Below are 26,940 nucleotides of genomic sequence, written 5' to 3' on the forward strand. Positions count from 1 at the left end.
CAAAATAATTATATTTTTGCATGGTGATCAGTTGTTGGTCATTACACCTCCGGCAGTAAATACAATCTAACTTTTGGTGTAGTTATATTCGCATTAAATTCCAAAATCCCTGCGAAATTAGCAGAATTTTACACTTTTTTTACTTATTTTTATTTAATTTTTCTTCTACCGCCTGATACATCACGTCTTTTAGCGGGCTGATTCCGGTCCAGAGATGAAAAGCTATTGCTCCTTGTTCAACAAGCATTCCTGCGCCGCCAACCGTCTTCATGCCATGTCTGCCGGCTTCCGTCATAAACCGGGTAATTAAAGGATTATAAACTACATCATAGACAACTGTAGCCGGGGGAATACATTCCCAGCATACCGGCGGCATAACCTCCACATTGGGAAACATGCCTGTTGGCGTACTGTTGATCAAAATATCGGCTTCATGTAATGATGCATTCCAGCAGGCATCGTTCCACTCAACGCCCCGTACTTTACTTGGATCAAACCTTTGAGCCAGTTCCTCGGCCTTTTGCCGGTCTCGCGCTCCGATAATAACTGTGGCAGCGCCATGTTGAAGCAAACCTGCCACGACAGCCCGCGCCGCGCCGCCTGCCCCCAAGATAGCAGCGTTTTGACCCGCGACTTTCACACCATTGGCATACAATGAATTAATAAATCCTTCGGCATCTGTATTATATCCGACAGAGTTGCCGTCACAGATAACAATGGTATTGACTGCCCCAACCATTTCTGCACTCTCATCAAGGGCATCCAAATATTTCATAATCGCTACCTTGTGAGGAATGGTAACATTAACACCAACAAAACCCAAGGCTTTTAATCCTGCGACGGCCTGCGGCAAAACGTCAGGTTCAACAGGCAGGGGCAGATAAATATAGTCAATATTAGCCGCGCGAAATGCGGCATTTTGTATATGTGGCGACACAGAATGACCCAATGGCCATCCCAACAATCCTACTTTCCTTGTTTCTCCTGTAATCTCCCATAATTCCATATTCACTCACCCAACTGCCATTACGGCTAATATTTAACTGACTTTTTATATATGTCGCATTAAAAAATTGACACATCCGGAATATTCTCAATTCTTTAATGCGTTCCATATAGTCTATTTCTCAATGACTCCAGGGAAGCAACAAGATTAGATTCCAGCCTCATTTCCAGCTCGTTCAGACTCTTAGCGTCAAAAGCAGTTGTCATCAGAGGAGTTTTACGAATGCGAAATTCACCAAAAAACTCATCCCGGAAAATATTATAGTAAACCATTAGATTGCTTTGCGCCAAAAAGTCGCAGTAGTCAATTATGATATAAGAGCCGTTAATTACTTTCACTGGTGCCTTAGGGTGTATATACAGCTCAAACCCAGCCAGCAATTTGGGCAATTTCTCAATATAGGGCCACTCAATAATCTTCTTTTGCCTAAATTGGGTACATATAAAATTCGGGTCGGATTCGTTGAGACCGCTAATGGTTTTTTCCATTCGCTCGCGCAATAGCTTTTCCAGCCCTTCCAAGCTACTCGTTATAAAAGTGATATCACAAAACTCCGTCAACCCAACAATGATTCGCACCATATATTCCTTGGTAGCCTTATCATATAGTACGGAAAAACTGCGGCAACGCTCAGAATTTTGATATGTAAAGATCCGGTACTGAGTTTCGCAGGCCATACAATCGGTTATTAATACAAATCCATGAATGGATTCAGGCAGTTGGCGCAAAAATTCCCACTGTTTGACTTGGTCTATTATTTTTTCCATGTGGCTGGTTACCTCTTCAGCAAAGTATTAATTTTTATCCATATTCTTTATGCATCTGAAAAAACCTGCAAAGTTGTGACCGGAACCAAGGAGTATGAATATTATGAAGTAATTCTAAAGCAATTGATCTTAAGGAGGGGAAAACATGAGAAAACTCCTCGGAGTGCTGGCCGTGCTACTCGCAATTGTCATACTGATTGCAGTCTGCGCGCAAACCCCGCCAATTCAAAAATCCCCTGCCGCCGGCCTGGGGTGGGCGCCGTTGTTAAGTCCGCTGCGGCAGGAAACGGTAGTAAAAGTCGGTATGAAACAAGTGGTATCCGACGCTGGCATTCTCATCGGTATGGCCAAAGGATATTACCAGAATCTGGGTATTAAAATTGAACCTGTCCAATTTAATTCCGGTCAGGAAATGATCAATCAGTTGGCCGCCGGCCAGTTGGATGTGGGGGCTACTGTAACGGCATCAGGTCTCTTGAATGCCATGTCCCGGGATATTCCCGTTAAAATTGTAGCTGATAAAGGAGTCAACGTCCCGGGCCAAGGTTACTATCGCCTGGTAATTAGGAAAGACTTAGTTGACACTGTTAAAGATTATTCCGATCTTCGCGGCAGAAAAATTGCGATAGTCGGCGCCGCATCCCTTGATGAAATCTGTGCCGTACGTATCCTCAATAAAGGCGGCCTTACGGCCAAAGACGTTGATATGCAAGTTATCCGCGCTTTTCCCGACATGCTGGTTGCTCTGGGCAATAAGAGTATCGATGCAGCAATGGTCATTGAACCTTTTGTAACGCAAGGCATGGCTAAAGGGGTACTGGACCCTTGGAAAGATCCTGCCGAATACGACCCGGATGCCCAAATCGCCCTGCTGGTCTACGGTACCAGTATGACTAAAAATGAGGACGTAGCCAACAGATTTATGACCGCTTACGTCAAATCGCTCCGCGACTACAATGACGCTTTCTTTAAAAACAAGGGAAAGTCGGAGATCATTGAAATACTTTGTAAGTATTCAGTGATTAAAGACCCGGCTCTTTACGAAAAAATGTATCCTACCGGACTGAACCCGGATGGATACCTGAGAATTAACGGCCTGGCCGCCGACTTGACGTGGTACAAAGAAAACGGTTTATTAAAATCGGACATTAAATTGGAAGATACCTACGATCATAAATACGTCGACTTCGCCAACGAAGCGTTGGGTAAATATCAATAAGGCAGTTAGATTAGGGAGTTGATGCTTATGCGAACTTTAGTCTCGGTGCTATCGCCGGTAACGCTGCTGCTCATTTGGGAAGCAGGCGCCCGCACCGGCTTAGTCGACACCAGGCTGCTATCAAGTCCTACCCTGATATTACACTCTTTCTTGCCGTTGCTTCTGTCCGGTGAACTGCTATACAACACAGCTGTCAGTGTGCAACGTGTAATCTGGGGATTTCTGGCCGGAGCCATTCCCGGTATCCTGCTTGGCATGTCAATGGGGTTATCGCCGTGGGTGCGCTCGGCAATTGAACCGACAATTGCCGCTACATATCCGATACCCAAACTAGCCATCATGCCATTAATTCTCCTCATATTTGGGCTGGGAGAAACATCCAAAATTTTCACCTTGGCAATTGGGGTATTTTACCTAGTTGTCATTAACACCATGGCCGGTGTGCTCAACATTGACAAGATTTATCTGGAAGTGGCGAAAAACTTCGGCGCCAGCCGGAAAGACTTCTATCTGACAGTAGCCCTGCCGGGAGCTTTGCCGATGATCTTCGCCGGGCTTAAATTAGGTATGGGCATGGCATTAATATTAATCGTTGCCGCTGAATTATCGGCCGCCAAAGCCGGTGTCGGCTGGATGATTTGGCGGGCTTACGATATGTTTGATATTGAACGAATGTTTGTCGCACTTATCACCTTGTCGGTGCTTGGTTATATCTTCTCCCTTATTCTTGACTGGCTGGAGCAGGCTGTATTGCCGTGGAAACAGTCCAATTAAAGGGAGGAGAAATTGATGATGGCTAGAGAACATAGCATTGTTTTAAAAGAAGTCGGTAAAGTATTTCGCAGCCAACATAGCTCCGTAACAGCCCTGCATAATATAAATCTTGAAATTGGCAGCGGCGAATTTTTTTCCATTGTTGGTCCGAGCGGCTGTGGCAAAACCACTCTGCTTCGCATATTGGCCGGGCTTGAAACCGCCTCCGGCGGCGGCATTGAAATCAACGTGACGTCCAAAGACAGGCCGGTAAATTCAATGGTGTTTCAGGAACAATCAGTTTTCCCCTGGATGACTGTAATTGATAATGTTGCCTACGGTCTTCGTTTGCGGGGAGTACCAAAAAAAGAGCGAAATACCATTGCTACCCACTACATTAAAATGATTGGCTTGACTAATTTCGCTGCTGCTTACCCGCACCAGTTGTCCGGCGGAATGAAGCAGCGGGTGAGTGTAGCCCGGGCCTTTGCCAATAATCCGGAGATTCTTTTAATGGATGAACCCTTTGGCTCCTTAGATGAACAGAACCGCATCATACTGCAGCAGGAACTGCTGAAAATATGGGACATGTCGAAAAAGACAACCGTTTTTATCACCCACAGCATTGACGAAGCTTTGTGCCTAAGTGACAGAATCATGATTATGACCGCTCATCCCGGCACGGTAAAAACCATTATTGACATCGACTTGCCCCGGCCACGTGATATCTCTACCATCCGTACCTCAGGACGGTATAATGAGCTATACCAGAAGATTTGGCTGACACTGCAGGAAGAAGTACTGGGAAATAAGTAAAGTTCATTGTTGCAAGATAGAGTCAAGAGTCACAACCACCCGTAAAACGGGTGGCTCCTTGTTTCTCATTCTATCAAATCTTCTTTGATTCGCAAAGTAAAAACAGACAAAGTGGCTGCCGAAGAATTAGCTCGGGTCTTTTTTCTTCGACCATTACAGGAGTTTGTTAAAAAAGAACCGCATGTTGCGGTTCTTTTCTTGTACATCTTCAGACTGTCGATTAACCTTCGGTTTTGACTTAGCTAAAGTCGAAGGCTACCATGTTTTATTCAGATTTTCCTAAAGAAACTCCTTACCTGTACTTTGGTTTCCTTTTTCAACAGTGCCTACTTTACCAATACATTTTAATATTTAGTATGTGCTCCGAAGCATTACTGCTTATTTCAAATGTACCGCTTGGGTTTTCACCGGAAGCGCGGGTAGTCTCTGCCGGCACTGGCGACGCATATGTACGTCCATCCCCTATCAATACGGTGTATTGAGGCATGCTAGAGTAGTATACGTAAATATTAGCTGTACAGGCAATGCTGTCGGTAGTAAAGTTACCGACTGCCATGCTTGTTGCTGCCTGAACATTTGCTATAGTTACTGCGAAAGTAGTGCCCGGACCCGAGTTGTGTATCGTTATTGTTTTTATTTTGACAATTGGGAATGAACAACCAACGTTAGTCTGGACATTGCCGGATACTACAGCCAAGGTACTACTATTAACGGCCGTACCCTGGGTATCGTACAATGTAACTTCGTACTGACCAGAAAACAAGTCATCAAACGTTGCAGTACCAGAAGCGTCGGTAGTCTTCGTGACGGTCAAGCTACTGTTTGTGGTATTAGCCAACTTCATTTGCAGTGCTGGCAAAGTCGCTCCGTCTGCTTGGCTCACCGCCGTGATTTTAACACCTCCCGTTTGTCTGGTCAGCGTTACGCTGCCCGCGTTTACTGTTTCCGTTCCGCTTGGCGTTACCGATAATGCTGCACTGCTGTCATAATTGGCGGCGCTGCAGGTGATACTATGCGCTACGTTTGCCGCCAGGCCAGTCAGGGTGTACACGCCTGGGCTTGTACTGGTCGGCGTTGTCGATACGGTGACATTGGCATAGGGCGTCGTCGAGCCGTCTACATAGAAGCTCGGCGTTACATTGGTCGCTCCGTCACTAAAGGTGACCGTGATTTGCGCATTGCCGGTTTGTCTGATCAGGGTAACCGCACCGGTTGCCGGGGTTGTGCCGGTCGGCGTCAACGTCAAGGGTGTAGTTGCCGTCGTGCTGGAGTAATTGGCGGCGCTGCAGGTGATACTATGCGCTATGTTTGCCGTCAGACCGGTCAGGGTGTACACGCCCGGGCTTGTACTGGTCGGCGCTGTCGTCATGGCGACATTGGCATAGGGCGTCGTTGAACCGTCTACATAGAAGCTCGGCGTTACATTGGTCGCTCCGTCGCTAAAGGTGACTGTGATTTGCGCATTGCCGGTTTGTCGGGTCAGGGTAACCGCACCGGTTGCCGGGGTTGTGCCGGTCGGCGTCAACGTTAAAGGGGTGGTTGCCGTCGTACTGGAGTAATTCGCGGCGCTGCACGTGATACTATGCGCTGCGTTTGCCGTCAGACCGGTCAGGGTGTACACGCCCGGGCTTGTACTGGTCGGCGTTGTCGATACGGTGACATTGGCGTATGGCATCGTCGAACCATCTACATAGAAGCTCGGCGTTACATTAGTCGCCCCATCACTAAAGGTGACCGTGATTTGTGCATTGCCTGTTTGCCTGGTCAAGGTAACCGCACCCGTAGCTGGTGTTGTACTGGTCGGCGTCAACGTCAAGGGGGTAGTTGCCGTCGTACTGGAGTAATTCGCGGCGCTGCACGTGATACTATGCGCTGCGTTTGCCGTCAGACCGGTCAGGGTGTACACGCCCGGGCTTGTACTGGTCGGCGTTGTCGATACGGTGACATTGGCATAGGGCGTCGTCGAGCCGTCTACATAGAAGCTCGGCGTTACATTGGTCGCTCCGTCGCTAAAGGTAACCGTGATTTGCGCATTGCCGGTTTGTCGGGTCAGGGTAACCGCACCGGTTGCCGGGGTTGTGCCGGTCGGCGTCAACGTTAAGGGGGTGGTTGCCGTCGTACTGGAGTAATTCGCGGCGCTGCACGTGATACTATGCGCTGCATTTGCCGTCAGACCGGTCAGGGTGTACACGCCCGGGTTCGTGTTGGTCGGCGTTGTCGATACGGTGACATTGGCGTAGGGCGTCGTCGAGCCGTCTACATAGAAGCTCGGCGTTACATTGGTCGCTCCGTCGCTAAAGGTGACTGTGATTTGCGCATTGCCGGTTTGTCGGGTCAGGGTAACTGTACCCGTAGCCGGGGTTGTACTGGTCGGCGTCACCGTCAAGGGAGTAGTTGCCGTCGTACTGGAGTAATTGGCGGCGCTGCAGGTGATACTATGCGCTATGTTTGCCGTCAGACCGGTCAGGGTGTACACGCCCGGGCTTGTACTGGTCGGCGTTGTCGTCATGGAGACATTGGCATAGGGCGTCGTTGAACCGTCTACATAGAAGCTCGGCGTTACATTGGTCGCTCCGTCGCTAAAGGTGACTGTGATTTGCGCATTGCCGGTTTGTCGGGTCAATGTCACTATAGCGCTGGCTGTTTGACCTTCTATTACATTCACATTGGGCAACTCATAACTTGTATATCCCGTTTTCGCAGCCGATATCGTATAACTCCCGGCTGCTATACCGCCAATAACAGCTACCCCATTGCTGTCGGTTGTGCAGGTTGCCACTGCGGTCGTACCGGAAAGTACATGAACGGTAGCGCCACTGATTGCCGTGCCGCTGCTATCTTTGACAACAGCCTGAATATTGCCGCCGCTTGTCGGTAGTATCACTGTGATATTGTTGGAGCCGCTTGTAGCTATCTCAACTCCTTGGCTCATAATCGTGTGCCCGTTGTGACTGACAGTAAATACATAGGTTCCCGACGGTAAATTCGTAAACTCGGCTGTCCCATTAGCATCCGCATTCACTGTAACATTGAAGAGTGCTGTAGCGGCATAAGCAGTTTGAACTCCCAATACCCGATCGAACCAGCTTTTTTCCGCCTGCGCCACGGTAGTACCGCTCAAGGTCGCCGTGACACTGGCTCCACTGACAGGCTGTGACTGTCCGTCGAGGACTGTGATTCTGGTGCTGCCGCCCCGCACGGCCAGATTCACTGCCGCTGCCGTGGTTTGATCTTTGACGACGGTAACGTTCGTTGTGGCGCTGATGGTGCTATAGATTACCTGGACGGTGTAGTTTCCGACTGTCAGACCGTTAATAAGGGCTTTACCACTGATATCAGTTGCAACTGCAGGGCCTGCCGCCACCCCGTTTTGATAGGCCTGCACGGTTGCGCCAACTATGGGCGTGGAATTAAGACTGTTGTTCACCGTAACTTGAATACTTCCCGTATAGGCGACAAAACGGGTATAGGTTTCGGTTTTGATGTCGTTATCCCGTTCTACCGGCTGCAGCAGCTTGTAGCTAAGGTCGCTATTGTCGCCGGTCTTTTTATCATCCTTGACGGATGGCGAAAGTATATCGGCCAGTTGGTATTTGAAGGTTGCGTAAGGCTCGTGGCTCAAATTGGAATAACGATAACCCAGTTCGAGCCGGAACCGGGGTGATATTTGCATGGTTGTACGCAATTGATAACCCAACTCGTCGTCGTTGTGTTTGTTGTCGTAGAAGTAGCCTTTGAGATACCATTTCATCCACTGGGCATGGGGCAAGGATGTGCCCATTTCCAAATCAAGTCCGTCTACGGCCCGGATGTAAGAATACAAGGTCCCGGTATCGCGATAACTTACATTGGTTTGCCTGTCGCCGGATACGGGATGATACACATTGAACCGGTATTCGGCCTGTTTGTTGAAGTATTCGCCGCCAAGACCGACCCGGGCGAGGTTGTATTGAAAACCATAGTCGTAAAACAGATTGTAGCCGACCATGCTGTGTTTATCGGCGGAAAGTTTGCGCCAGCCCAGACCAATGTTGGCGGTGGAAGCGTCACCACCGTGCGCATAACGGCCTTGCCAGAACCAAAGGGAAGCGCGACCGTCTACCTCGCCGAACGGCTGGATGGTTTCGAAGGAATAGACCGGTTTAAAGTCTTCGCTGACGAAGAAGTTCAGGGATGTGGTTTTCAGCCATCGCGGCCCATGGTTCTTTCCTTGATTGAGATAGTAGGATAACAGGCTGTTGCCAAAACGAAAGGCTTTATCCTTGGTTGTCGGCTGATTACTAAGCTGACCGTCGCCGTCTGCAAAGCCGGTGGCTAATTGAACAGCAGGTTGCCGATTTGCTGATTTGTCCACTGTATACACGGTATCCGTAACGGACTGAGTTGGAGAGCCCTGTGCCGTTGCCGTTTGCCGCTCTTTTGCCGCTGTTTGTTCCGCAGCATTCACGGCTTGTACCGCCGGAATAACCACCGGATTGGTCAGCAGCATTAGCCCTATCAACAGATTGGCTAGTATTTTTCGTGCTTTTCTTCCTTGAAGCAAAGGGAATTCCTCCTTGCAAAAATGCTTTTTAGAAAATTAAAATCTATCCGTTTCATGTCCGCATACTGCAAAATTACCCACGCCAGTTCTTCCACTGATACGTTCCAAGGCGCTCTGTCAGCAACTACCACAAGCGAATCATAATCCGATTCATGCTTTCATCCCTTCTCTGATATTGCGGAGCCCCCAAATCTTCTTTTATACAATTATACAATTTAACAAAATATGTGAGGAATCACACTAGACGAAAGTATAGTTTCCCATAAAAAAAAGTATAGTTTTCCTATACTTTTTCTAAAAGAGTCCTCCATGCCACATATCCCATTGGTGAAGATATATTCGGGCCGGACTAAAAGACTATATTTTATCGCATGGCAGCGTACATAAGTATTTCGTTATTCAACAAAAGGCTACACTGCTCAAAGCTTTTCGCCCAGGTTGTGTAATTTATCCAGTAGCTGCTCGGTCATCGGCTCAAACCACATGGGCATGCCGCCGTGCTCAAATTTCGTTTCCGCGAATGGACGCATGACATCATAGTCAATAGGAACTAACCAAATTGGCGAGTGTTCCTGTTCAACCTTCCTATCGAATGATATATCCAGGTTTACGCCTGATAAGCACATTTGCCGTGTAGGATCATCGCCAGGCGCATAAACAACTAAACAATCAGGGGGCTTGCCTGATTTTGTGTTTTGAAGCTCCCAACTAGGTTCGTTATATGGCTCCTTCGGCACAATATGAACTCGGTCACTCCAATCTTTTATTATATTTGCTGTAATTTCCCATTCGCCGTCCCAATACGAATAAGCCATCCCAAGCGATACATATGTTTTAAAACGTTCGTACCCATACCTTTCCCCGGGAAAATAGGTTAAAGTCCCGGCAGTTATTACTTCACTACCATCCCGTCGATATGTTCCCATCCATGCAAAAAAAGGGTCTCCGTTTTTGTCCTTTGAAATAATGGGATAAAACCTTAACGCATCTTTAGATACAACAAGCTGACCAATGGACGGCGATTGGGGAGCAGTTTCAATTTTTTCTTGAAGTTTAGGTCCATACGGCTGGTAATACAAAGCGTTACCGTAGGGAACGACGGGCACTGCACCGAACGGCACGCGCTTCAACCATTCGTAGTTGTTCTTAATTAATTCGTAATACGGAAAGAAGTCGAAGCCATTACGCACCAGAATGTCTTGAAATTCTGATTCAAGCTTCTGCAATACCAATGACGGATCCCACCAGTCAGACTGCGGGTCTCTGAGTTCGGTAACGATTTGTTCCGACATTTTCTGGATAGACAGCACGTAGGCATTCGCAGCGATATCAGTTCCTTCCGGAACAAGCACCTCATAGCGTGAGCAGTACTTCAGATATTGCCCCATCGTTCTCCTAATTGAAAGCCACACAAGCGCAAGTCCTAAACAAACCTGACTGCCTGTAATTGCTTCCTCAATGCTTTTCAAGAAGGGAAGAACTTCACTCCACGGTTTATAATCAAAGCCTGTCACTGCGTATCCGCCGAAGTCGATTTGACCGCTTATGCCTGCGGGAGGCTGAAAATATCCGGGATGCACTCGACTGCCTCTAGAATTCACTTTTGCATTTACTGGAGGAAGAATACCTAAATTAATTTGGTTCATAGTTGCTAACGAAACTCCCCGAAGCTCATCAAGATAGTTAGAATAGTCATTAGGTGAAGGATCGTGACCATTATTTCTCTTATAATCGTCTGCAAATACATCAAGCTGCATCTTCCGAATTGCTCCTTCAATATCTTCCACCCTGCCTGCAGGTATTGTTGGAATAGGTTCGGGATTAGGCGGTTTCGGCTTCAAATTCGGCGGAGTAGGGGCGGGAATATTCATATTGAAAGCCGCACTCCATGCATTCAAATCTGCCAGCTTTTGCAGTTGTGTCCCGGCAAATGCATTCATATATCCGTCAGCCCACTGCTCGGAAGCCGAGCCTACTGGTACTCCAAACGAGTGCGCTTCAAAATTCCCAGTAGCATTTTGTGCAATATTCTTTTTAGCAAATTCCACCGCTGCATTTGCTCCGCCTTTAAATCCGCTTACTGACAAGCTTCCGCCTAAATCAAGCCGGTCCTCGACCGAACTAGATGAATATTGAGCCGAACCCTCGAACACGCCGATCGCCCCAAGCTCCAGCTTGGAAATAAAGCCAGTGCCATACACACGGTAAAACTCGTTAACTGCCCTCAATACTTTGCCAGGGTCGATGGTAGCTTCGCTGACAGCGCTGATAATCGCGTCAATGGCTTCACGAAACCCATTTGTTCCGCATTGATAAATTTGTGTTTGATTAGGATTACCTACAAGCGTAATCCCGGCCTTCTGCTTCGACCAGGCCAATATGTATTGGGCCGCAGAACCATTAGAAATATTTTCCTGAACAGCCCAATGAAATTCCGCTGTGATATCTAGAAAGCTACCTTGGTAGCCGCCCGACACTGCTCCACTTGTACCCCAAGCAGCTTGGGCTTTCTGATCAAAACCACCGCCCTGAATATTCTTTTCACTTGTCTTATTTGAATCAACGAGAAGCAGACCTGCTGCTTCGAGCATCTCCATATCTAAAGCGGATGCATACACGTTGGGTCTGCCAATATCGACATTGACAGGGGTACCGATCCGCAAGTATCCGAAAGAATCTGGATAGGGATTATTAAATCTGTCACCTGTTTTTTTTGCGGTTAGGCGCAACCTCAACTGTGTCTGAAATCGAATTATTCATCTCTGACATTTCTCCTTTCATATTTAAGGGTATCGAAACGCTAGTAAAAGGACATTTGGGCGCAAAAGACTACCATTCCCTTTGTATCCATAACAACCGCCGATTTTGTTCCCATTACTTTGGCAATTTTCAGTTCGTCCCAACTTGTATTCCCGTAATGGTACAAAACGGTAAGCGCAGCAGCCGGACCTCAAGTTATTTCTGTCGTCCCACCATATATGAATTAGTTTTTGATTACTGTTTAGTGCAACTATGTCGCCGTACCCGTCACTTCTTTCCGGTTTACGATTACCCTTTCTTCGATTTCTCAGAGTTTTTAGTATTTCTGTATACAATTTACCAGAATGTAGGAAAAACCACACTAGACGAAAGTATAGTCTTCCATAAAAAAAAAGTATAGTTTTCCTATACTTTTTCTGAGAAAGGCCTTACATCATATGCTCTTTTTAAATTCCGTTCGCTGTTTTTTCCTTATCTGTGATTTAGCTTTAATCCCAGTACTAAAGGTAAAAGAATAAAAGTTGTAAAAAAAATACCACGACTTGCCAATTGGTAAGTTTATAGTACTTTCTCTTTCGGGGCGTTATTTCCTGCGAAATTTTACAAAAATTACTCCAGCTTCATGCTGATATCAGCCGCTTTTACCGAGTGAGTCAATGCGCCGCTGGAGATGATGTCCACACCGGCGGCAGCCAGGTCGCCTATCCGTTCCAGAGTTACGTTGCCGGAAACCTCAATCAGCGCCCGGCCGCGAATCATGTCAACAGCCTCCTTGATTACGGCAATCGGCATGTTGTCCAGCATAATGACATCCACTCCGGCAGCTACAGCCTCCCGTACCTGCTCTAAGGTCTCCGTCTCAACCTCAATCTTAATAAACGGACTTACTCGCTCCCTTATCTGGTTTATCGCAGCGGAAATGCCGCCTGCCGCCTTGATGTGGTTGTCTTTAATCATTACCATTGAGTCCAAACCAAAACGGTGATTGCTGCCGCCACCCACGGCAACGGCGTATTTTTCCAGCATTCTTAACCCCGGCGTGGTCTTGCGGGTATCGGTGATAATCGCCCCATACCCCCTGGCCGCGGCAACATACCGGCTGGTCTGAGTCGCAATCCCGGCTAAGCGCTGCATAAAATTCAATGCCACCCGTTCTCCCATCAATAAAGCCCGGGTCGGCCCTTCCAAAGCTGCAAACTTCTCACCTTCAGATACCCGGTCACCATCTACATACCGGGATGAAACTTTTATCCGGTCATCCAGCAGCACAAAAACCCGGGTAAATACTTCCATTCCCGCCAGCACCAAATCTTCTTTGGCCAAAAGATACCCCCGGGAATAGTGTCCTTCGGCAAAAATGGCTTCGCTGGTAAGGTCCCCGAAGCCGATATCTTCCTGGAGCGCTCGACGCAATATATCGTCAACAGTCAGCTGATTCATCGCCATATCGCCTGCCTTTCCCATTGTTGCTCAATATGTTTTTGATAATGCATATCATCTCTTTCCGGATAGTCGGAACGATAATGAGTCCCCCGGCTTTCCCGCCGCAAAATTGCCGCTTCCAAAACTAATTTCGCCAATTGGTAAGCATTACAACTTTGGAATGCTTCGACATTTTTTAACGGCCGGGAATTTTGTGGCAGCGCCGCCAGCAGCCTGCCCATGTCCTCCTCCCGCCGGACAACGCCGGCATCCCTATCCAAAGCCGCTCTTAAGAGCTCAAGATCGGCGCAACATTCGTTCCGGCCGGCCTCAATTCCCGTAATGCTGTGATGAAATAAGGGCGAGGACAACCCGCCATCAATGGCTAAAGCCGCTCTACGGCCAAAAACTATGCCCTCCAGCAAAGAATTGCTGGCCAGCCGGTTGGCGCCATGCACCCCTGTTGCCGCCGTTTCACCGCAGGCATATAGCTGAGGTACGGATGTTTGTCCCCACAAATCCGTCCACACGCCGCCAATGGTGTAATGGGCCGCCGGTGCAACCGGAATCAAGTCTGTTTCCATCCTAAGATCATTGTCCACCAATGTCGAATATACCTGTCTAAACCGGCTGGACAAATAGTTTTTATCCAGGCTGGTAGCATCCAGGTAAACGTATGAGCCATGCTCCCGCCGCATCTCCCTGCGCATCGCCCGCGACACCGTGTCACGGGGCGCCAGTTCTCCATCGGCATGATAGTCAAGCATAAACCTATTACCTTCACTGTTACGCAATACCGCCCCCTCGCCGCGTAACGCTTCAGTCAGTAAAAACACCTCACCCGACTGGGTGGTAAAAGCAGTAGGATGAAACTGAACGAATTCCATATCGGCAAGTACCGCCCCCGCCCGATAGGCGGCGGCAATCCCGTCACCGCTGGCAGAAGCGGCATTGGTAGACCGGGCGTACAACCCGCTGTATCCGCCGGTGGCAATCACCACGGCAGCAGCCTCAAGCACTACCATTCGCCCTGAATACCAGACAATACAGCCACAGCAATATCCATTTTCGGTAGTCAGGATATCAAGAAGATAAGCCTTGTCCAGCCGCTCAATGTTTTCCTTGCCGTGGAGTACCCTCACCATGGTTTCGGCAATATGACGCCCGGTATAATCGTAATAGTGAATAATCCGATTACAGGAATGCCCGGCTTCCCGGGTCAGGTACAGACCGCCGGTTGACGAGCGGTTGAATTTCGCTCCCCATGATTCCAAAAAATCCAGAGCGGCAGGCCCCTCCTCAGTCATAACCTGAACCGCATCTTGCCGGCATAAACCCTGCCCAACTTTGAGAGTATCCGCCATATGTCTTTCCCAGGTGTCGTCAGCCCCGACCGCCACCGCCATACCCCCTTGCGCTTTGTAAGTACTGCAATCGGTCACTGCTGTCTTGCTTACCAGCAATACTCGCAGCCGGGAATTCAATGTCAAGGCCACACTCATCCCGGCAATGCCTGAGCCGATAATTACGACATCGAATGCTTTTCTGTCCAATTCATCCAGTTTGGCGGCTATAATATATTCCCTGTTCTTCATCACGCCAGCTCCAGCATCCTGGTCAACGCCCGCTTGGCTGCGGTGGCAAGCCGTTCTTCCACCGTAATTTCATGCTGGAAATGAACTAAAGCTTCATATACGCTTTCCAGTCTGGTTTTTTTCATGTTAGGACATACCAAGCCGGTATGCAGCAAAAAGAACTGCTTATCCGGGTTATCGGCTCTAAGCTTATATAGCACGCCCATCTCGGTGCCGATGATAAAGGTTTTGGCCTCGGACTTCCCGGCGTAGCTAATAATCGCCGAAGTACTGCCCACAAAGTCGGCAAGTTCAACCACCGCCGGCTCGCATTCCGGATGTACCAAAACCACTGCTCCCAGATATTTGTCTCTGACAGTTGCCACATCTGCCGGTTTGACTTTCGCATGAGTTATACAACACCCTTGCCACAAAATAAGTTGCTTATCCGGCACTTGTCCGGCCACCCAGTGGCCGAGATGCTCGTCAGGCACAAATATAACTTTGTTGTCAGGCAGTGAGGAGACAACCTTCACTGCATTTGCCGATGTACAGCATACATCGCTTTCGGCCTTCACCTCAGCCGGTGAATTCACATAGCATACCACCGGTACACCAGGATATCTGGCCTTAAGCTCTCGCAGGCCGCCAGCGGTAATCATGTCCGCCAGCGGACAACCGGCATCTTTCTCCGGTAATAACACTGTTTTATCCGGTGACAATATTTTGGCTGTTTCCGCCATAAAGTGAACACCGCAAAACACGATAACATCGCTATTGGTATTGGCAGCCGTCTTACTTAGATAGAATGAATCTCCGACATAGTCAGCTACTTCCTGGACTTCATCCAACTGGTAGTTATGAGCTAAGATGACGGCATTACGCTCCTTCTTGAGCCGCTGAACTTCCGGCTTTAAATCCTTCATTAGGGTTCACTCCTTCCTCCCATTAATCTCATTAGCCGTAAAAACACAGTGAATAGCTAAAATTTCCTCCCATCGCCGGGGGACACCTAAATACTTGCAAACATTTATAGTGTTTCTGGGTTCAGCGAGAATATGTGAAAAATACAACTATCCTTTGTAAGCTCTTATCCGGTTCTGTCTTTACAATTGTCTTGTTAATTGCAATTACAATTATACACCGGTGACAGAATAGTGTCCAGGGAAGGTAACCAAAGCCAGACTCCCGCTAAGGTGCGGAAATCCTGACTGTTGTATTTACGCAAGGCTTTCTCATCAGACGTTTAACACTGTTTGCAGGTATATAAAATTATTTGGAGAACGAGGAAATTAAAATTGAGTAGTTTCATTTTCTAACTAAAAGGAGATATTGGCGATGAATCAGCACCACCCGTCTAACGGGTGGTTTGCTCGCCCCTATAAGGGGCAGTTACCAGCCAGCGCCTAAAGACGCTGGCTAAAAAAAAACACCAAGCCCAAAAGCTTTGGTGTTTTCTCCTTACGTCCAGGAATATATACCATATTTTCCCACATCCTATGAACCCAGATACTTCCTGGTTTCATGGGCTGTGTTTTCTTTTCATTAGAACACAACACTCCACATGTTATTTGATAGAAACATGATACTGATACGCGAAATTGGAATTTTGCAGAAAGGTTCGACTCCACTGAGTTTGGTACATCCGTCGAAAAAATTTACTCCTCAGCATACCCCGCCACCTTTCTTTTTTGCTTGTGGCTTTTTTATAAAACGGTTGTAACCGCCGGCCCTTTTCAAAGCCAACAGCTATTTTTACTCATGCAGACTTAACCCTTTAGTCAAGCGGTCGACATGATTTTTTTTGCCTACCATTCCGATACCCACCAAATTAAGGTTGTTGGTATCAAACTCGGCAACCTTTGCCCGGTTGTCAGCGTCATTGTATGTATTGAACAGTTCTTCGGTATAAATTGCCATATTTACTTCTTTGTTCAGCGCTTTCAGCAGTAATTCTTTTAATTGTTCGCCATTTGCAGCGTATATCATGATTGGCTGTTTCGACATCGGCAGATAAGTATTGCCGGTGCCGTCCACGTATGGTTCGCCGAGTACATCCTGCCGTCCGCCGATCCCACTCATGATAAACGCAGTTACATTAAGCTTCTGCCACATCAAAAGGTCTTCCCGCAGTATTGCTACAATTTTATTGTCAAACCTCATCAATAACCCTCTCCTCTAGGTATCAGCTTCAAGTATTCGTTGGCTGTAACGCTATAAACGCTTTTAAACTGTCGACTTAGGTGAGTGATCGACAAAACCGCACGTCACAACCGTCGAATAGACATCTCGTGTCTTTTCGATGATTTTTCGCGCCCGCGCTATCTTACAACTCAGATAGTAGAAGCAGCATAGTACATTATTGCAGCGATTCATCTTTCCATTTGGCGCGAATCGGACAGCAAGCTCGCAAAATTTGGCGATTGCGTCTCCTCATCGAAGAAGGTTACACGGTTTGCAAAATCAGAAGTTTGCGGGGGAAAAACCACTTTTTGATTCCGCCATATTACCCAATTTTCTTACAAGTTTAAATACTCTCTAATTCAAATGTGACTTATATTCAAACGCTGTTATTCCATAGATTCTTTTAAAATGCTTATTTAAGTGAGATAAGTCAACAAATCCACATTCTGCTACAGCCGAGTAAATATCTTTGTTTTTTTCTAGTAACTGCTTAGCACGATTTACCTTGCAAAATATAAAATACTGATATGGTGAAATTCCGACATTAGCTTTAAATAACCTGATAAACTGGTACTTTGAGATAGAAAGCTCTTTGCATATTTCATCAAGACTCATTACATCATCTAATTTAGAATAAATCATTTCCTTTGCTTTATGAATTAGATTATTATCTCTTTTATAATAATCTATAAAAATATTAGTTGGATTAAAGTTGTCTACGAGGGATAGGAGCAGTTCACTACACAAGACTTCATCTTCTTCACTCTGAATTGCATTTGAAAGATTTAAGATACTATTCCTAAGAGCCTGATTATAGACAACTGGAGATGCAAAACGAACCATATCCTTTTTTCCTAGTATATCCAAAAACAGTCTCGGTTCAATATATAGCATAACATAATCAAGACCTGAACTATCATGTGCCCTACCATCATGTATCTGTTCAGGATTGAAAAGCATAACCCCATTCTCATATGACGCATGGAAACTGCCATCTAAATTATACTCTTGAATGCCACGCAGGGTCACACCTAATGCATATTCCTCATGACAATGCTTCTTATATGTGAAATCTGTAAAACTAGCTGATAACGCAGTGATATCTGATGATTTTTTATATATGAATCTTTCCATGTCCGTCATCTCCCAATAAGCTCAACCAATCCTGAGCCCATTATAGCAGAATATATCAGAAAAAGTGACATACTTACATTAACCAGTTTTTGATACTTCATCAAGATTTCCTTGAAAATCGCCCCGAAAAGCACCCAAGTGACAAATGCTAAAAAGCCAATAGCAGTAATAATCGCAACAAATATTGCTAATAAACGGGGGTCAGTATAGTATGGCATAACAAAACTGGGGATTACCGTCATTGTAAACAACACTACCTTGGGATTTACAAACTGCATGATAAATCCCGACCTAAACGTTGTAACTTGTTTTTCAGTTGACCCTGATGTATCCATTTTGTATATCTGATATGCTAAATACAAAATATAAAGGGTTCCTATTATCTGCATTACAATCAATATTTTCGGTATTACGGCCACAAGCATGGTATTTAATATGGCAGAGATGGCAAGTAAGGCCCCAAAGGCAATTGTTGCTCCATACGAGTATCCCATAGCTTTTTTTATTCCAAACCCCTGCACCGTAGACAATATAACAATATTGGTAGGTCCAGGTGTAAATGTTACAATAACGCAGTATATTAAAAAAGATGTAATATTCATGTATAAGCTCCTCGGAAGTTAATATCATAAATTATACATCAAGAAAAATAGATGCAGATAGTATATTATTGCAAGGCTGCAAATTAATCAATATCAGTCCGGCAAAATGCACTTATGAAAAATGCCCGCTACCTTCCTGGCAACAGGCGTTAAATATAATCTCGCTTTAGTGGCTCTCTACTTCCCGGTCGGCCCGTTGTTCGATTTCCACCAGCCGGCCGGCCGCGTCGTAGCGGTAGCGCAGGAGCTGATGGGTGTTGTCGTTGATTTTCCGCTTTTCATAGGTTCGCTGGTTGAGGCAGTTGTAGCCGTATTCGATGACCGCGCCGGTGTTGTTTTTGACTTCGGTGAGCCGGTTTTGCTTGTCGTAGGCAAAGCGGAGGCTGAAGACCCGGCCGTTGGCGCTGGTTTCGTCCTGTTCGTCCAGGTGTCTTCTCTCTTCGATGACATTGCCGGCGTTGTCGTAGGTACACTACGTCGTTTCGCTCTGTTTAGTATGAGTCACAGAACCGTCCCTTGACTCTTTCACTGAAAACATGCAAAAAAAATTATTCTCAAATGTTTCTTTCAATATTGACAACTCCAATTGACTAGGAGGTAAACCTTTGTCTAAAGAAACGCCCACATTATTGATTAATACATCCAATGAATCATATTCTTGCTCAATATGCTTAGCTGCCGCTCCAATTGTATTAGGATGTACCGGGGATAAACCGCTCAGTAGTCCCACCCCGGAATACAAATCGTCAGGTTTTACTCCTTTTATACCCAGATCCCCAGATCGTTGAAGTGCCCAGTTATAAAGAAAGTTCCTTTAATCAAGAAAGAAGCTCCACCAGAGCAATGCTCTTTTAGAGCTTCTCAATTATGAGGAGATGTTTGGAGCTAATGGGATTCTTTATCGGATAACAAAATTCCGCCAACGCCCACATTATCATGGTCACTCTCTTTAATTAGGACTGTGAAACATTCTTCTGGAAGTTGGATAATACCACTAGCAGTTTTAGTAATTTCTCCAACAAGTTTCCGCTTCTGATCCTTACTTATTTGCGGACCTTCTATTGTAATAATAGGCATAAGATCATCTCCTTTTTTCTATTGCCATTTATAAAATACATTAGTTATTGCGCTGAATGCGCTCAGCGATTTTCTTCCATTCATGCTTATCAAGAAAACTGCCTGGCACATTGCCTTCCATCTCTTGAAACATGGCATACGGCATACTGAACGACAGTAAATCGGCGTCGATATGAGGACGTGCCGAAATATCCGTCATGCCTATCACAGCCCGTGGGCGTTCCTTGGATACCTCATCCCAGGCCAGCAAACAGGCACTCATACAACCTGACGCAAAAGGTGCAATAACATTATCATAGCCAGGACGACCATAATTGGCTAAAACAATGAGCGCAGTCAATTGGTCAGGATTGGCGTAAAACACAACCAATTTCGGTTCTTCTTCGGCAGCATCTACTTCTGTTAGCGATGTAAATACAACGTATTGCTCCGGTATGCTAACAAGCGGAAGTGACCCCATCCAGTCTCTTGCCAGTTCAGGATTCTTTTTGAAAGCCTCTGGCTCGGGTATTCCCTCTACCGGGGGTAATCCCTCTTTTCCTGTAGACAGAAAATACTCGAATCCCTCCGAAAACTGCTTTAACAGTCCTAAGCCGATTCCGCCACCTTCACAGCCAAAAGTCTTACGGCTAAAAACGACCCGGCGCCCCTTGGCAGCCGCTGTTAACATGGCAGCAACACAACCCCAGCGCCCTTCCTTAAATTCCAGAGCACCTTCAGGTTTCTCGTTGGTAAATAAAATAGCTATAGGGGGATACTTGAGTTTTAGCCTCTGCGCAATTTCACTCTGCATAATGGATTGCCTCCTTTTTTAGTTGACAGATTTTCTACGAATCAAACATTTGTTTGAGTTCATCCCACCTCCTTTTTGTGAAATTGTAAAAACCGGCATATTGACCCCGGTCAATCATAGGGTAAAAAAAGATGCATAGTTCTTACACAACTCTATAGCGGGTCAATGATATTTTGAATGCGCCTTCCTCATACAATAGAAGAAAGCAATAGTTTCTTTCGGGTAGACCACCCGCATGGGTTCTCCCTGATTTCCCTTGCTACTAAAGATAAAGAGAAGCTGAAATATTTAGTAGCAACACATCATTGACCCAGGTCAATTCAATTTTACAAAATTATTATGTCTAATGTCAAGAAAAAAAATACCAAATGAGCACACAGTTGGTATCGATTCTGTGTCGCCTTGAAATTGAGGGTAGTCTTTTTCCTGCCAGTCATTCCGCCGTGTCCTTGCTGCCAACAGGCCCGTCGCACGGGTGCGGCGCGACGTGGTTTTGGCCACGAGGCCGGACGAACCTTACTTGACCATGAATACAAAATGGATTTATGATATGCGGCCACACGGTTTTGGTGGCTGCTCATAGTAAGCTGTCTAATAAACTGGTATCGTCTGGTTCCGCTGCCGTCTTAGTACCTCCCAGTGAGAAAAAGGTCCTGCCGTGTACCCCCTAAAATATTGGGCCGCTCCTTAAGGGGGCAACATTTTTTCTTAAATTGATATATTATTTTATTTATGATAAGATTAAATCACCTGACCGCAGTCAGGTGATTTAATTGTTGGGGAGGCTTTATGTCCGAACGCAACTTAGTAAAAATAGCGATTCAGCATTTTCTAAAATTCGGCTATGAAGGAACAAAACTGTCTCATATTGCCCAAGAGTCTGGCATGAAAAAGCAGTCGCTCTATTTCCACTTCAAGGACAAAGATGATTTATTCTTACAAGTCAACAAAATAGTAATTGAAGAAGAAATCAATTTTTTGCAGTATTTTTTCGACAGAAATGCAACTTTGCCCTTAAAGGATACGCTATATTCTTTATTGCTTGAATATAAAAGCCGCTATCTTGACAATGACAACAACGGTTTCATGTTCTTATTAACCTTTATTCCCCCTGCCCATCTACAGAACCATTTTTTGCAAAATTATCACTTGTTTCTTACCCATTTAAAGAATTCATTAAAACCGAAATTTCGGGAAGAACCAGATTTACGCATCAATCCGGATGAGGGGCCAGCTTCTTTCATTACATTATTGGACGGCTTACTGATACAACTCATTTTTGAGACTCCAAAGGACTTCGATAATTCCCTCCGCATATTCTGGGACATTTATTGGCATGGGATTATCAAAAAAAAGTAACCAAAGAAGGCTGATTACTATGCACGATACTAATAATGCAGTGAGGCAAAGTTTATGGAACAAAGACTTTATTATTTTAGCCTTATCTAATTTATTGCTATTTATGGTTTTTGATATGTTAATGCCGACATTGCCGGTATTCATAGCCAAGAATGGCGGAATCAGTTCACAAGTCGGTCTTATTATGGGATCTTTTACATTCTCAGCGATATTTATCCGCGTGATAACCGGCAATTTGGGGCCTGCCATTAATAAAAAAAACCTGCTCGTTTTAGGAGTTACAGGTTGCATGCTGGCTACCGCCTGTTATTATTGGAGCACCTCCAGTCTGGGCACATTTGCTATCCGCCTGCTTCATGGCTTAGGATTTGGCGTGGCCACCACTCTCTACGCGACCTTTGCTGCTGCCTTCATCCCGTCAAGACGGCGCGGCGAAGGGCTTGGTTATTTCGGGGTAGGCGAAACCATCGGTATCTCAGTCGGGCCTTTTCTGGGTATCTGGCTCATGGATCAGCATGGTTTTGGCAGCGTCTTCGGAGTTGGCACACTTATCTTGCTATTTGCCGTTTTCATTACTTTGGCAGTCGCTAGTCCCCTGATAACCGAAGAAGAAACAAAACCTTTCCAGCAGGAAATCCAGAAAAAGAATTCGCTGCTTGAACTATTCATAGAAAAACGCGTATTTCTGCAGTCTGGCCTAGCCTTATTATTTGGCATGCCATTCGGGGGCATCCTGTCTTTTATTGCCTTACATGCCCGGGAAGCTGGAATCCCCAATGTTGCCTATTTCTTTTTTGTGAATGCTATAGCAGTATTACTTGTACGCATTGCCGCGGGGCAGATATTTGATCGTAAAGGACCGGGAATTCTGATCGGCGCTTCTGCCATTCTTTGTAGTATCGGCACTTTTTTGCTGGCTATGGCTTCGACCACGACTGCCCTCATTATCACCGCCGCTTTCTATGGAACCGGTATGGGGGCCGCATTTCCTGCCTTACAAGCCTGGTGCATCAACGTTGTGCCGGTGGATCGGCGCGAACACGCAATGGGCACTTTTTTAAATTCTTTTGATTTAGGAATTGGGTTAGGAACTATTTTGCTGGGAGCCATAGCGGCGATGTCCGGTTATTCACTCATGTATATATCGTCGATCTTGTTTCTCATCCTCTATTGGCTTCTGTATCAAATTTTCGGTAAGCGGCAAGATTTCTGCCGAAAGGGTAAACAATGAACAGCAGAACCATTAAAGTGTGGTACCAAATTCATAAATGCACAAGCCTCGTCTGCGCTGTCTTTGTTCTCTTGCTTTGCCTCACTGGACTGCCATTGATTTTTGAAACGGAAGAAACAGCGTCAAATACGGGTATTCAGAAAATGGCAATTCTTCCGGCCGATACACCGCCGGTGAGCTTAGACACAATTGCTGCTATTAGCTATAAGATATACCCAGGTCACTCCATCCAATCTATTCGTTTTGCCGACGACGAACCACTGGTCTACGTCCAAATGACCGCCGTAGACGCCCGGCGGGGTCACTGGCTTACCTTTGATAACCGCACTGCTCAGATGCTGGAGGAAGACGAACCCTCTAATCAACGCGGCATGACGTTTATGGATCTCATGCGCGGTTTGCACTGCAATCTCTTCGCCGGTCAAAGCGGAGAATTTCTGCTGGGCTTCATGTGCCTTTTGTTTTTGGGCGCTTTGGCCTCAGGCGTAATACTTTATGGTCCGTTTATGAAAAACCAGGCTTTTGGCAAGGTGCGCGTTGGCCCGCCGCGTCGTGTTTGGCTGGACTGGCATAAAATGTTAGGTATAATTGCACTCGTGTGGGCCGTGGTAGTAAGCTTAACCGGCGCCTTGCTGGTGGTGTCCGGTCCCCTGCAAAAAAGCTGGGAGAAGACAATATATAACCAGTCACTGGTCGCTGATCAGAACCAGCCGCAATCTGAAAAAACAACCTCGGTTCAACAGGCGGCCGATAGGGTGCAAAATGCACTGCCTGACTGGAAGGTTTTTATGATCGAATACCCTTCCGTAATGTCTGGAAGCCCAAGGCATTATTTGATTTGGGTTAAAGGGACTACCGATTTTACCTCCTATCTCAGTATGCCGATACTCATCGAAACCGTCACGGGTGAGTTAACAGAAGCGCCATGGTATCTCAAAGCACTGGGTATTGCCAGGCCGCTGCATCTTAACAATTACAACACTCTGCCTCTCAAAATACTCTGGGCGTTGCTGGATATCATCGCCATTGGCATGCTGGTAAGCGGTATTTATGCCTGGCTGCTGAAACATCGGAAGCACCATGCTCGTACAGTCAATTTGCCCGAGCGCCAACATGTTTCTACAACTGCATCCCACCAGTCACCTCACCAGATTTGGAGTATCCCGATTATTCTTGGAGCGCTAACACTATTCGCACTGGTTGTTCCCCTGCTGGGTCCAGGCATCTGGCAGTGGCTATCCGCAGTGGCACTAGCCATCTTGCTTGCTGTGATATGCTACTGGCGGTATGCTCATCAAAATGCCGGCAAATGATAATCCTGCCTCTAAATAACGCATAATAAATTATTTAGAAGGATAGGCGGCATATAAATCCGGTTGCACCATCCACCCGCTCCGCTCCCTGCAGCCGCTGGCCCGTCTTCATCTACCGTTCGCAATACACTTATTTGTGCTTGAAACTATTTAATTTCTTTAACTAAGGAGGATACCCCATGAACGGATACGTTTTATTAGGCATAGCAATTGCCCTCGAAGTATTTTCCACGTCTATGCTTAAAGCCTCAACAGGCTTTACCAAGCTTGTGCCCAGCCTTGCTTTTATAGTAGGAATGGGAACTTCATTTTATGCAATCTCCCAAGCCATGACTGTTATTTCACTAAACATCGCATATGCTATCTGGTCGGGATTAGGAACGGTTTTGACTGCATTGGTTGCCATTTTGATTTGGAAAGAGTCTTTCAACATTTACACTGGTATAGGGATAGCATTAATCATCGGCGGCGTAGTATTACTCAACTTAAAGGGTCCGGGCCATTAAAATATTCACAAAAGAATAATCACAAAGTTGAGCAACCCCTTGCCCTGCTGGTTACTTTCTCTATAACAGGCGATGCCTTAAAATTTTATGAGAAATCGCAGATACGCTCGTCAGTTAAACCCATGCCCAAGCCGTGGGGTTCGCTTGCATTAGCCAGATTATGCCGAACTAATGCAGGCCAAAAACACGTCAATAACGTACCTCTTCAACTGAATACCAAATTTTCTTGACAATACGTACAGAATTTTTTTATAATCATAATTGACCCCGGTCAACTGTTTTTACGTTAGGACCTAAATACGTTTTCTTATCCCAGCAATAATGGTCATAAACAAATTAAGGGGTGTTTAACATTACCAGAGTTATTAAAGAACCGGAAGTCCGGCGGGCTGAACTGATTGATGCAGCACTGGGACTATTTCGTTCCGGCGGTTATCAAAAAACGATGATCATTGATATTACCAAAAAAGCCGGTGCCGCTAAAGGCACCTTTTATCACTATTTTCCTTCCAAAGAAGCTATCTTGGAAGCAATTTGCAACGGTTGGGCAACCAAAATAGCCACCTCCTTCGAGTTGGAAAGCCGTCAGCTAACTGCCTTACCCAAACTGCAGTTGTTTATTGAATGCCTGTTTCTTCCTAATCAGCTGAATATTCTTTTCAAACGGCTATGGGACGAAGAACAACTCAACTTATATTACACAGCCTGGAAGAACCTGGTCGAAGACGTCTTTAACCCGCTTCTCGCCGACATAATTCAACAGGGGAATCAGGAGGGAACCATGCGTGTGACTTGCCCGAAAGAAACGATTGCTTTTTTCTGGAGTACCTTGCATTGTATATGGGAAACCCTTTTTTTTCAAGAACCTCCTGAAGTCGTTGACACTAAAATAAAAATGGCCGAATCCCTATTGGAACGAGTCTTGGGAATCGAGGAAGGCGCATTAAAAATATCATTGACCAGCTATAGAATCGTGTAAGAACAATGCATCTTTTTTTACCTCATGATTGACCCGAGTCAATCATGGCGATTCCTGCAATTTTACAGAAGAGTAGGGAGCATGAACCCAAACAAAACCTTGATTTTATGTAGCATAACCCTTATTTCCTTCAGCGTCCCAGCCTGGCACTCACGCATAAAAAGCCACTCAACATTTTTAGAAACAAAGACGACTATTCACAAAAATTATAGATAGTCGTCAATTGTCAAATAGCCCGCCTCATGGTTTGCCCGAAGCGGGATATTGGCCTTCCCCTTAGCCCGACTTACTACTACTTACTACTCTATCTAAGGAGGAATAGTTCGTGTCACAACCTGTTCTCGATCGTCAACAAATATTAACTATAGCCTTGGCTGCATTCAATCAATATGGAGATGCCTTTACTCTGGACCGGTTAGCAGTTCGCCTGTCTGTCCCGCCCAGTAGCCTGTATCCATATTTCAGCAGCAAACCGGAGTTGATCAGGCAGCTTGTCAGTTTCACACTGGACGGTATCAGACAAACCAACCCCAAACCGCCTCAACGTTCTCTGGCGGTCGAATTCCAGTATTTGTTTGCAACATACCAGAAAGCACTCACCTCTTTCAGCCAGACAGCCCTGCTCGACTTAAAGCTTCATTACCCGGAAGAATGGGCTATAATAAGGCAGTTCCGTGAGAACCATTGGCAAAAGATTGCCGATATACTGCAGGTAAACATCACCAGCGGCCGCCTGCGCCCCATTAATATTGTCTTATTACAAGGCATGGTCGACGGAATGCTCCAGGAACCCTTTCTCCTGGAAGCATCGACTTGGTGCAGTGAGGCAATGCCTCTCAGCCTGCCGGAACTGGTGGATATTTTTCTGTTTGGCATCGTCCGGCGTGCACCGTAAATTCTAT

General features: G+C 46.1%; 22 protein-coding genes. 10 read left to right on the plus strand and 12 right to left on the minus strand.

All coding sequences use genetic code 11. The annotated features are described in order from the left end of the window. Window positions 1–139: 139 nt before the first annotated feature. Window positions 140–1,006 (minus strand): shikimate dehydrogenase, encoded by an 867-nt coding sequence (locus MAMMFC1_RS19925; protein ID WP_126310170.1) that lies wholly within the window; start codon window positions 1,004–1,006, stop codon window positions 140–142. A 95-nt stretch (window positions 1,007–1,101) separates the two neighbouring features. Then, complete coding sequence (locus MAMMFC1_RS19930) at window positions 1,102–1,773, minus strand: hypothetical protein (RefSeq protein WP_126310171.1); 672 nt, start codon at window positions 1,771–1,773, stop codon at window positions 1,102–1,104. Window positions 1,774–1,918: 145 nt separating this feature from the next. On the opposite strand from MAMMFC1_RS19930, the gene MAMMFC1_RS19935 reads away from it, so the two are divergent. The 3 genes from MAMMFC1_RS19935 to MAMMFC1_RS19945 are packed head-to-tail and all read left to right on the plus strand — an operon-like array spanning window position 1,919 to window position 4,561. After that, window positions 1,919–2,992 (plus strand): ABC transporter substrate-binding protein, encoded by a 1,074-nt coding sequence (locus tag MAMMFC1_RS19935; protein WP_126310172.1) that lies wholly within the window; start codon window positions 1,919–1,921, stop codon window positions 2,990–2,992. 27 nt (window positions 2,993–3,019) lie between these two features. Continuing rightward, window positions 3,020–3,766: an ABC transporter permease gene (locus tag MAMMFC1_RS19940; protein ID WP_232035570.1), complete on the plus strand. Its 747-nt coding sequence runs from the start codon at window positions 3,020–3,022 to the stop codon at window positions 3,764–3,766. A 15-nt stretch (window positions 3,767–3,781) separates the two neighbouring features. Beyond that, a complete protein-coding gene (locus MAMMFC1_RS19945; protein WP_126310174.1) occupies window positions 3,782–4,561 on the plus strand; it encodes an ABC transporter ATP-binding protein in 780 nt (259 codons plus the stop codon). Window positions 4,562–4,892: 331 nt separating this feature from the next. Here the strand turns inward: MAMMFC1_RS19945 and MAMMFC1_RS19950 are convergent, their stop codons facing one another. The 8 genes from MAMMFC1_RS19950 to MAMMFC1_RS19985 all read right to left on the minus strand — a co-directional run bounded on the left by MAMMFC1_RS19950 (window position 4,893) and on the right by MAMMFC1_RS19985 (window position 18,780). After that, window positions 4,893–9,104 carry a carboxypeptidase regulatory-like domain-containing protein gene (locus tag MAMMFC1_RS19950; protein ID WP_126310175.1) on the minus strand — a complete coding sequence of 1,404 codons (4,212 nt, stop codon included), beginning with the start codon at window positions 9,102–9,104 and terminating at the stop codon, window positions 4,893–4,895. Between the two features lie 419 nt (window positions 9,105–9,523). Next, entirely contained in the window at window positions 9,524–11,767 is a 2,244-nt protein-coding gene (locus MAMMFC1_RS19955) for a hypothetical protein (RefSeq protein WP_232035571.1), read from the minus strand. A gap of 706 nt (window positions 11,768–12,473) precedes the next feature. Further along, window positions 12,474–13,310, minus strand: a complete 837-nt coding sequence (gene nadC / locus MAMMFC1_RS19960) for a carboxylating nicotinate-nucleotide diphosphorylase (RefSeq protein WP_232035572.1) — start codon at window positions 13,308–13,310, stop codon at window positions 12,474–12,476. Continuing rightward, window positions 13,301–14,881, minus strand: a complete 1,581-nt coding sequence (gene nadB / locus MAMMFC1_RS19965; RefSeq protein WP_126310178.1) for an L-aspartate oxidase — start codon at window positions 14,879–14,881, stop codon at window positions 13,301–13,303. Before nadB ends, nadC begins: the two co-directional genes overlap by 10 nt. Beyond that, on the minus strand, window positions 14,881–15,786 hold the full coding sequence (gene nadA, locus MAMMFC1_RS19970; protein WP_126310179.1) for a quinolinate synthase NadA: 906 nt from the start codon (window positions 15,784–15,786) through the stop codon (window positions 14,881–14,883). The genes nadB and nadA overlap by 1 nt, the downstream gene beginning before the upstream one ends. An 829-nt stretch (window positions 15,787–16,615) precedes the next feature. After that, entirely contained in the window at window positions 16,616–17,023 is a 408-nt protein-coding gene (locus MAMMFC1_RS19975; protein WP_126310180.1) for a DUF2000 domain-containing protein, read from the minus strand. A 375-nt stretch (window positions 17,024–17,398) separates the two neighbouring features. Beyond that, on the minus strand, window positions 17,399–18,178 hold the full coding sequence (locus MAMMFC1_RS19980) for an AraC family transcriptional regulator (RefSeq protein ID WP_126310181.1): 780 nt from the start codon (window positions 18,176–18,178) through the stop codon (window positions 17,399–17,401). Between the two features lie 5 nt (window positions 18,179–18,183). Then, complete coding sequence (locus MAMMFC1_RS19985) at window positions 18,184–18,780, minus strand: LysE family translocator (RefSeq protein WP_126310182.1); 597 nt, start codon at window positions 18,778–18,780, stop codon at window positions 18,184–18,186. A 121-nt stretch (window positions 18,781–18,901) separates the two neighbouring features. Between MAMMFC1_RS19985 and MAMMFC1_RS22505 the strand changes: the two genes are divergently transcribed. Continuing rightward, complete coding sequence (locus tag MAMMFC1_RS22505; RefSeq protein WP_232035573.1) at window positions 18,902–19,300, plus strand: hypothetical protein; 399 nt, start codon at window positions 18,902–18,904, stop codon at window positions 19,298–19,300. Window positions 19,301–19,665: 365 nt separating this feature from the next. Here the strand turns inward: MAMMFC1_RS22505 and dmpI are convergent, their stop codons facing one another. Both dmpI and MAMMFC1_RS20000 read right to left on the minus strand, forming a co-directional pair. Then, complete coding sequence (gene dmpI / locus MAMMFC1_RS19995) at window positions 19,666–19,857, minus strand: 4-oxalocrotonate tautomerase DmpI (protein ID WP_126310183.1); 192 nt, start codon at window positions 19,855–19,857, stop codon at window positions 19,666–19,668. Window positions 19,858–19,897: 40 nt separating this feature from the next. Beyond that, window positions 19,898–20,650: a DUF169 domain-containing protein gene (locus tag MAMMFC1_RS20000; RefSeq protein WP_126310184.1), complete on the minus strand. Its 753-nt coding sequence runs from the start codon at window positions 20,648–20,650 to the stop codon at window positions 19,898–19,900. Between the two features lie 789 nt (window positions 20,651–21,439). Between MAMMFC1_RS20000 and MAMMFC1_RS20005 the strand changes: the two genes are divergently transcribed. The 6 genes from MAMMFC1_RS20005 (at window position 21,440) to MAMMFC1_RS20030 (ending at window position 26,933) form a co-directional block, all read left to right on the plus strand. After that, window positions 21,440–22,009, plus strand: a complete 570-nt coding sequence (locus tag MAMMFC1_RS20005; protein WP_126310185.1) for a TetR/AcrR family transcriptional regulator — start codon at window positions 21,440–21,442, stop codon at window positions 22,007–22,009. Window positions 22,010–22,028: 19 nt separating this feature from the next. Beyond that, entirely contained in the window at window positions 22,029–23,240 is a 1,212-nt protein-coding gene (locus MAMMFC1_RS20010; RefSeq protein WP_158618825.1) for an MFS transporter, read from the plus strand. Continuing rightward, window positions 23,237–24,553 carry a PepSY-associated TM helix domain-containing protein gene (locus MAMMFC1_RS20015; RefSeq protein ID WP_126310187.1) on the plus strand — a complete coding sequence of 439 codons (1,317 nt, stop codon included), beginning with the start codon at window positions 23,237–23,239 and terminating at the stop codon, window positions 24,551–24,553. The genes MAMMFC1_RS20010 and MAMMFC1_RS20015 overlap by 4 nt, the downstream gene beginning before the upstream one ends. 179 nt (window positions 24,554–24,732) lie before the next feature. Next, window positions 24,733–25,059: a DMT family transporter gene (locus tag MAMMFC1_RS20020; protein WP_126310188.1), complete on the plus strand. Its 327-nt coding sequence runs from the start codon at window positions 24,733–24,735 to the stop codon at window positions 25,057–25,059. 343 nt (window positions 25,060–25,402) lie between these two features. Then, entirely contained in the window at window positions 25,403–26,038 is a 636-nt protein-coding gene (locus tag MAMMFC1_RS20025) for a TetR/AcrR family transcriptional regulator (protein WP_126310189.1), read from the plus strand. A gap of 325 nt (window positions 26,039–26,363) precedes the next feature. Further along, on the plus strand, window positions 26,364–26,933 hold the full coding sequence (locus MAMMFC1_RS20030) for a TetR/AcrR family transcriptional regulator (protein WP_126310190.1): 570 nt from the start codon (window positions 26,364–26,366) through the stop codon (window positions 26,931–26,933). Window positions 26,934–26,940 lie beyond the last annotated feature (7 nt).

This window comes from Methylomusa anaerophila (genome assembly GCF_003966895.1).
Lineage (GTDB): Bacteria > Bacillota > Negativicutes > Sporomusales > Sporomusaceae > Methylomusa > Methylomusa anaerophila.

What these genes read in the sequence shown, in the direction of transcription:
- nadB (WP_126310178.1), bottom strand. Translation starts at nt 14,881, where the DNA reads ATGAAGAACAGGGAATATATTATAGCCGCCAAACTGGATGAATTGGAC.
- MAMMFC1_RS20020 (WP_126310188.1), top strand. Translation starts at nt 24,733, where the DNA reads ATGAACGGATACGTTTTATTAGGCATAGCAATTGCCCTCGAAGTATTT.
- MAMMFC1_RS22505 (WP_232035573.1), top strand. Translation starts at nt 18,902, where the DNA reads ATGCCCGCTACCTTCCTGGCAACAGGCGTTAAATATAATCTCGCTTTA.
- MAMMFC1_RS19935 (WP_126310172.1), top strand. Translation starts at nt 1,919, where the DNA reads ATGAGAAAACTCCTCGGAGTGCTGGCCGTGCTACTCGCAATTGTCATA.
- nadC (WP_232035572.1), bottom strand. Translation starts at nt 13,310, where the DNA reads ATGGCGATGAATCAGCTGACTGTTGACGATATATTGCGTCGAGCGCTC.
- MAMMFC1_RS20005 (WP_126310185.1), top strand. Translation starts at nt 21,440, where the DNA reads ATGTCCGAACGCAACTTAGTAAAAATAGCGATTCAGCATTTTCTAAAA.
- MAMMFC1_RS20010 (WP_158618825.1), top strand. Translation starts at nt 22,029, where the DNA reads ATGCACGATACTAATAATGCAGTGAGGCAAAGTTTATGGAACAAAGAC.
- MAMMFC1_RS19925 (WP_126310170.1), bottom strand. Translation starts at nt 1,006, where the DNA reads ATGGAATTATGGGAGATTACAGGAGAAACAAGGAAAGTAGGATTGTTG.
- MAMMFC1_RS20015 (WP_126310187.1), top strand. Translation starts at nt 23,237, where the DNA reads ATGAACAGCAGAACCATTAAAGTGTGGTACCAAATTCATAAATGCACA.
- MAMMFC1_RS19930 (WP_126310171.1), bottom strand. Translation starts at nt 1,773, where the DNA reads ATGGAAAAAATAATAGACCAAGTCAAACAGTGGGAATTTTTGCGCCAA.
- MAMMFC1_RS19975 (WP_126310180.1), bottom strand. Translation starts at nt 17,023, where the DNA reads ATGAGGTTTGACAATAAAATTGTAGCAATACTGCGGGAAGACCTTTTG.
- MAMMFC1_RS19945 (WP_126310174.1), top strand. Translation starts at nt 3,782, where the DNA reads ATGATGGCTAGAGAACATAGCATTGTTTTAAAAGAAGTCGGTAAAGTA.
- MAMMFC1_RS19985 (WP_126310182.1), bottom strand. Translation starts at nt 18,780, where the DNA reads ATGAATATTACATCTTTTTTAATATACTGCGTTATTGTAACATTTACA.
- nadA (WP_126310179.1), bottom strand. Translation starts at nt 15,786, where the DNA reads ATGAAGGATTTAAAGCCGGAAGTTCAGCGGCTCAAGAAGGAGCGTAAT.
- MAMMFC1_RS19980 (WP_126310181.1), bottom strand. Translation starts at nt 18,178, where the DNA reads ATGGAAAGATTCATATATAAAAAATCATCAGATATCACTGCGTTATCA.
- MAMMFC1_RS20000 (WP_126310184.1), bottom strand. Translation starts at nt 20,650, where the DNA reads ATGCAGAGTGAAATTGCGCAGAGGCTAAAACTCAAGTATCCCCCTATA.
- dmpI (WP_126310183.1), bottom strand. Translation starts at nt 19,857, where the DNA reads ATGCCTATTATTACAATAGAAGGTCCGCAAATAAGTAAGGATCAGAAG.
- MAMMFC1_RS19940 (WP_232035570.1), top strand. Translation starts at nt 3,020, where the DNA reads ATGCGAACTTTAGTCTCGGTGCTATCGCCGGTAACGCTGCTGCTCATT.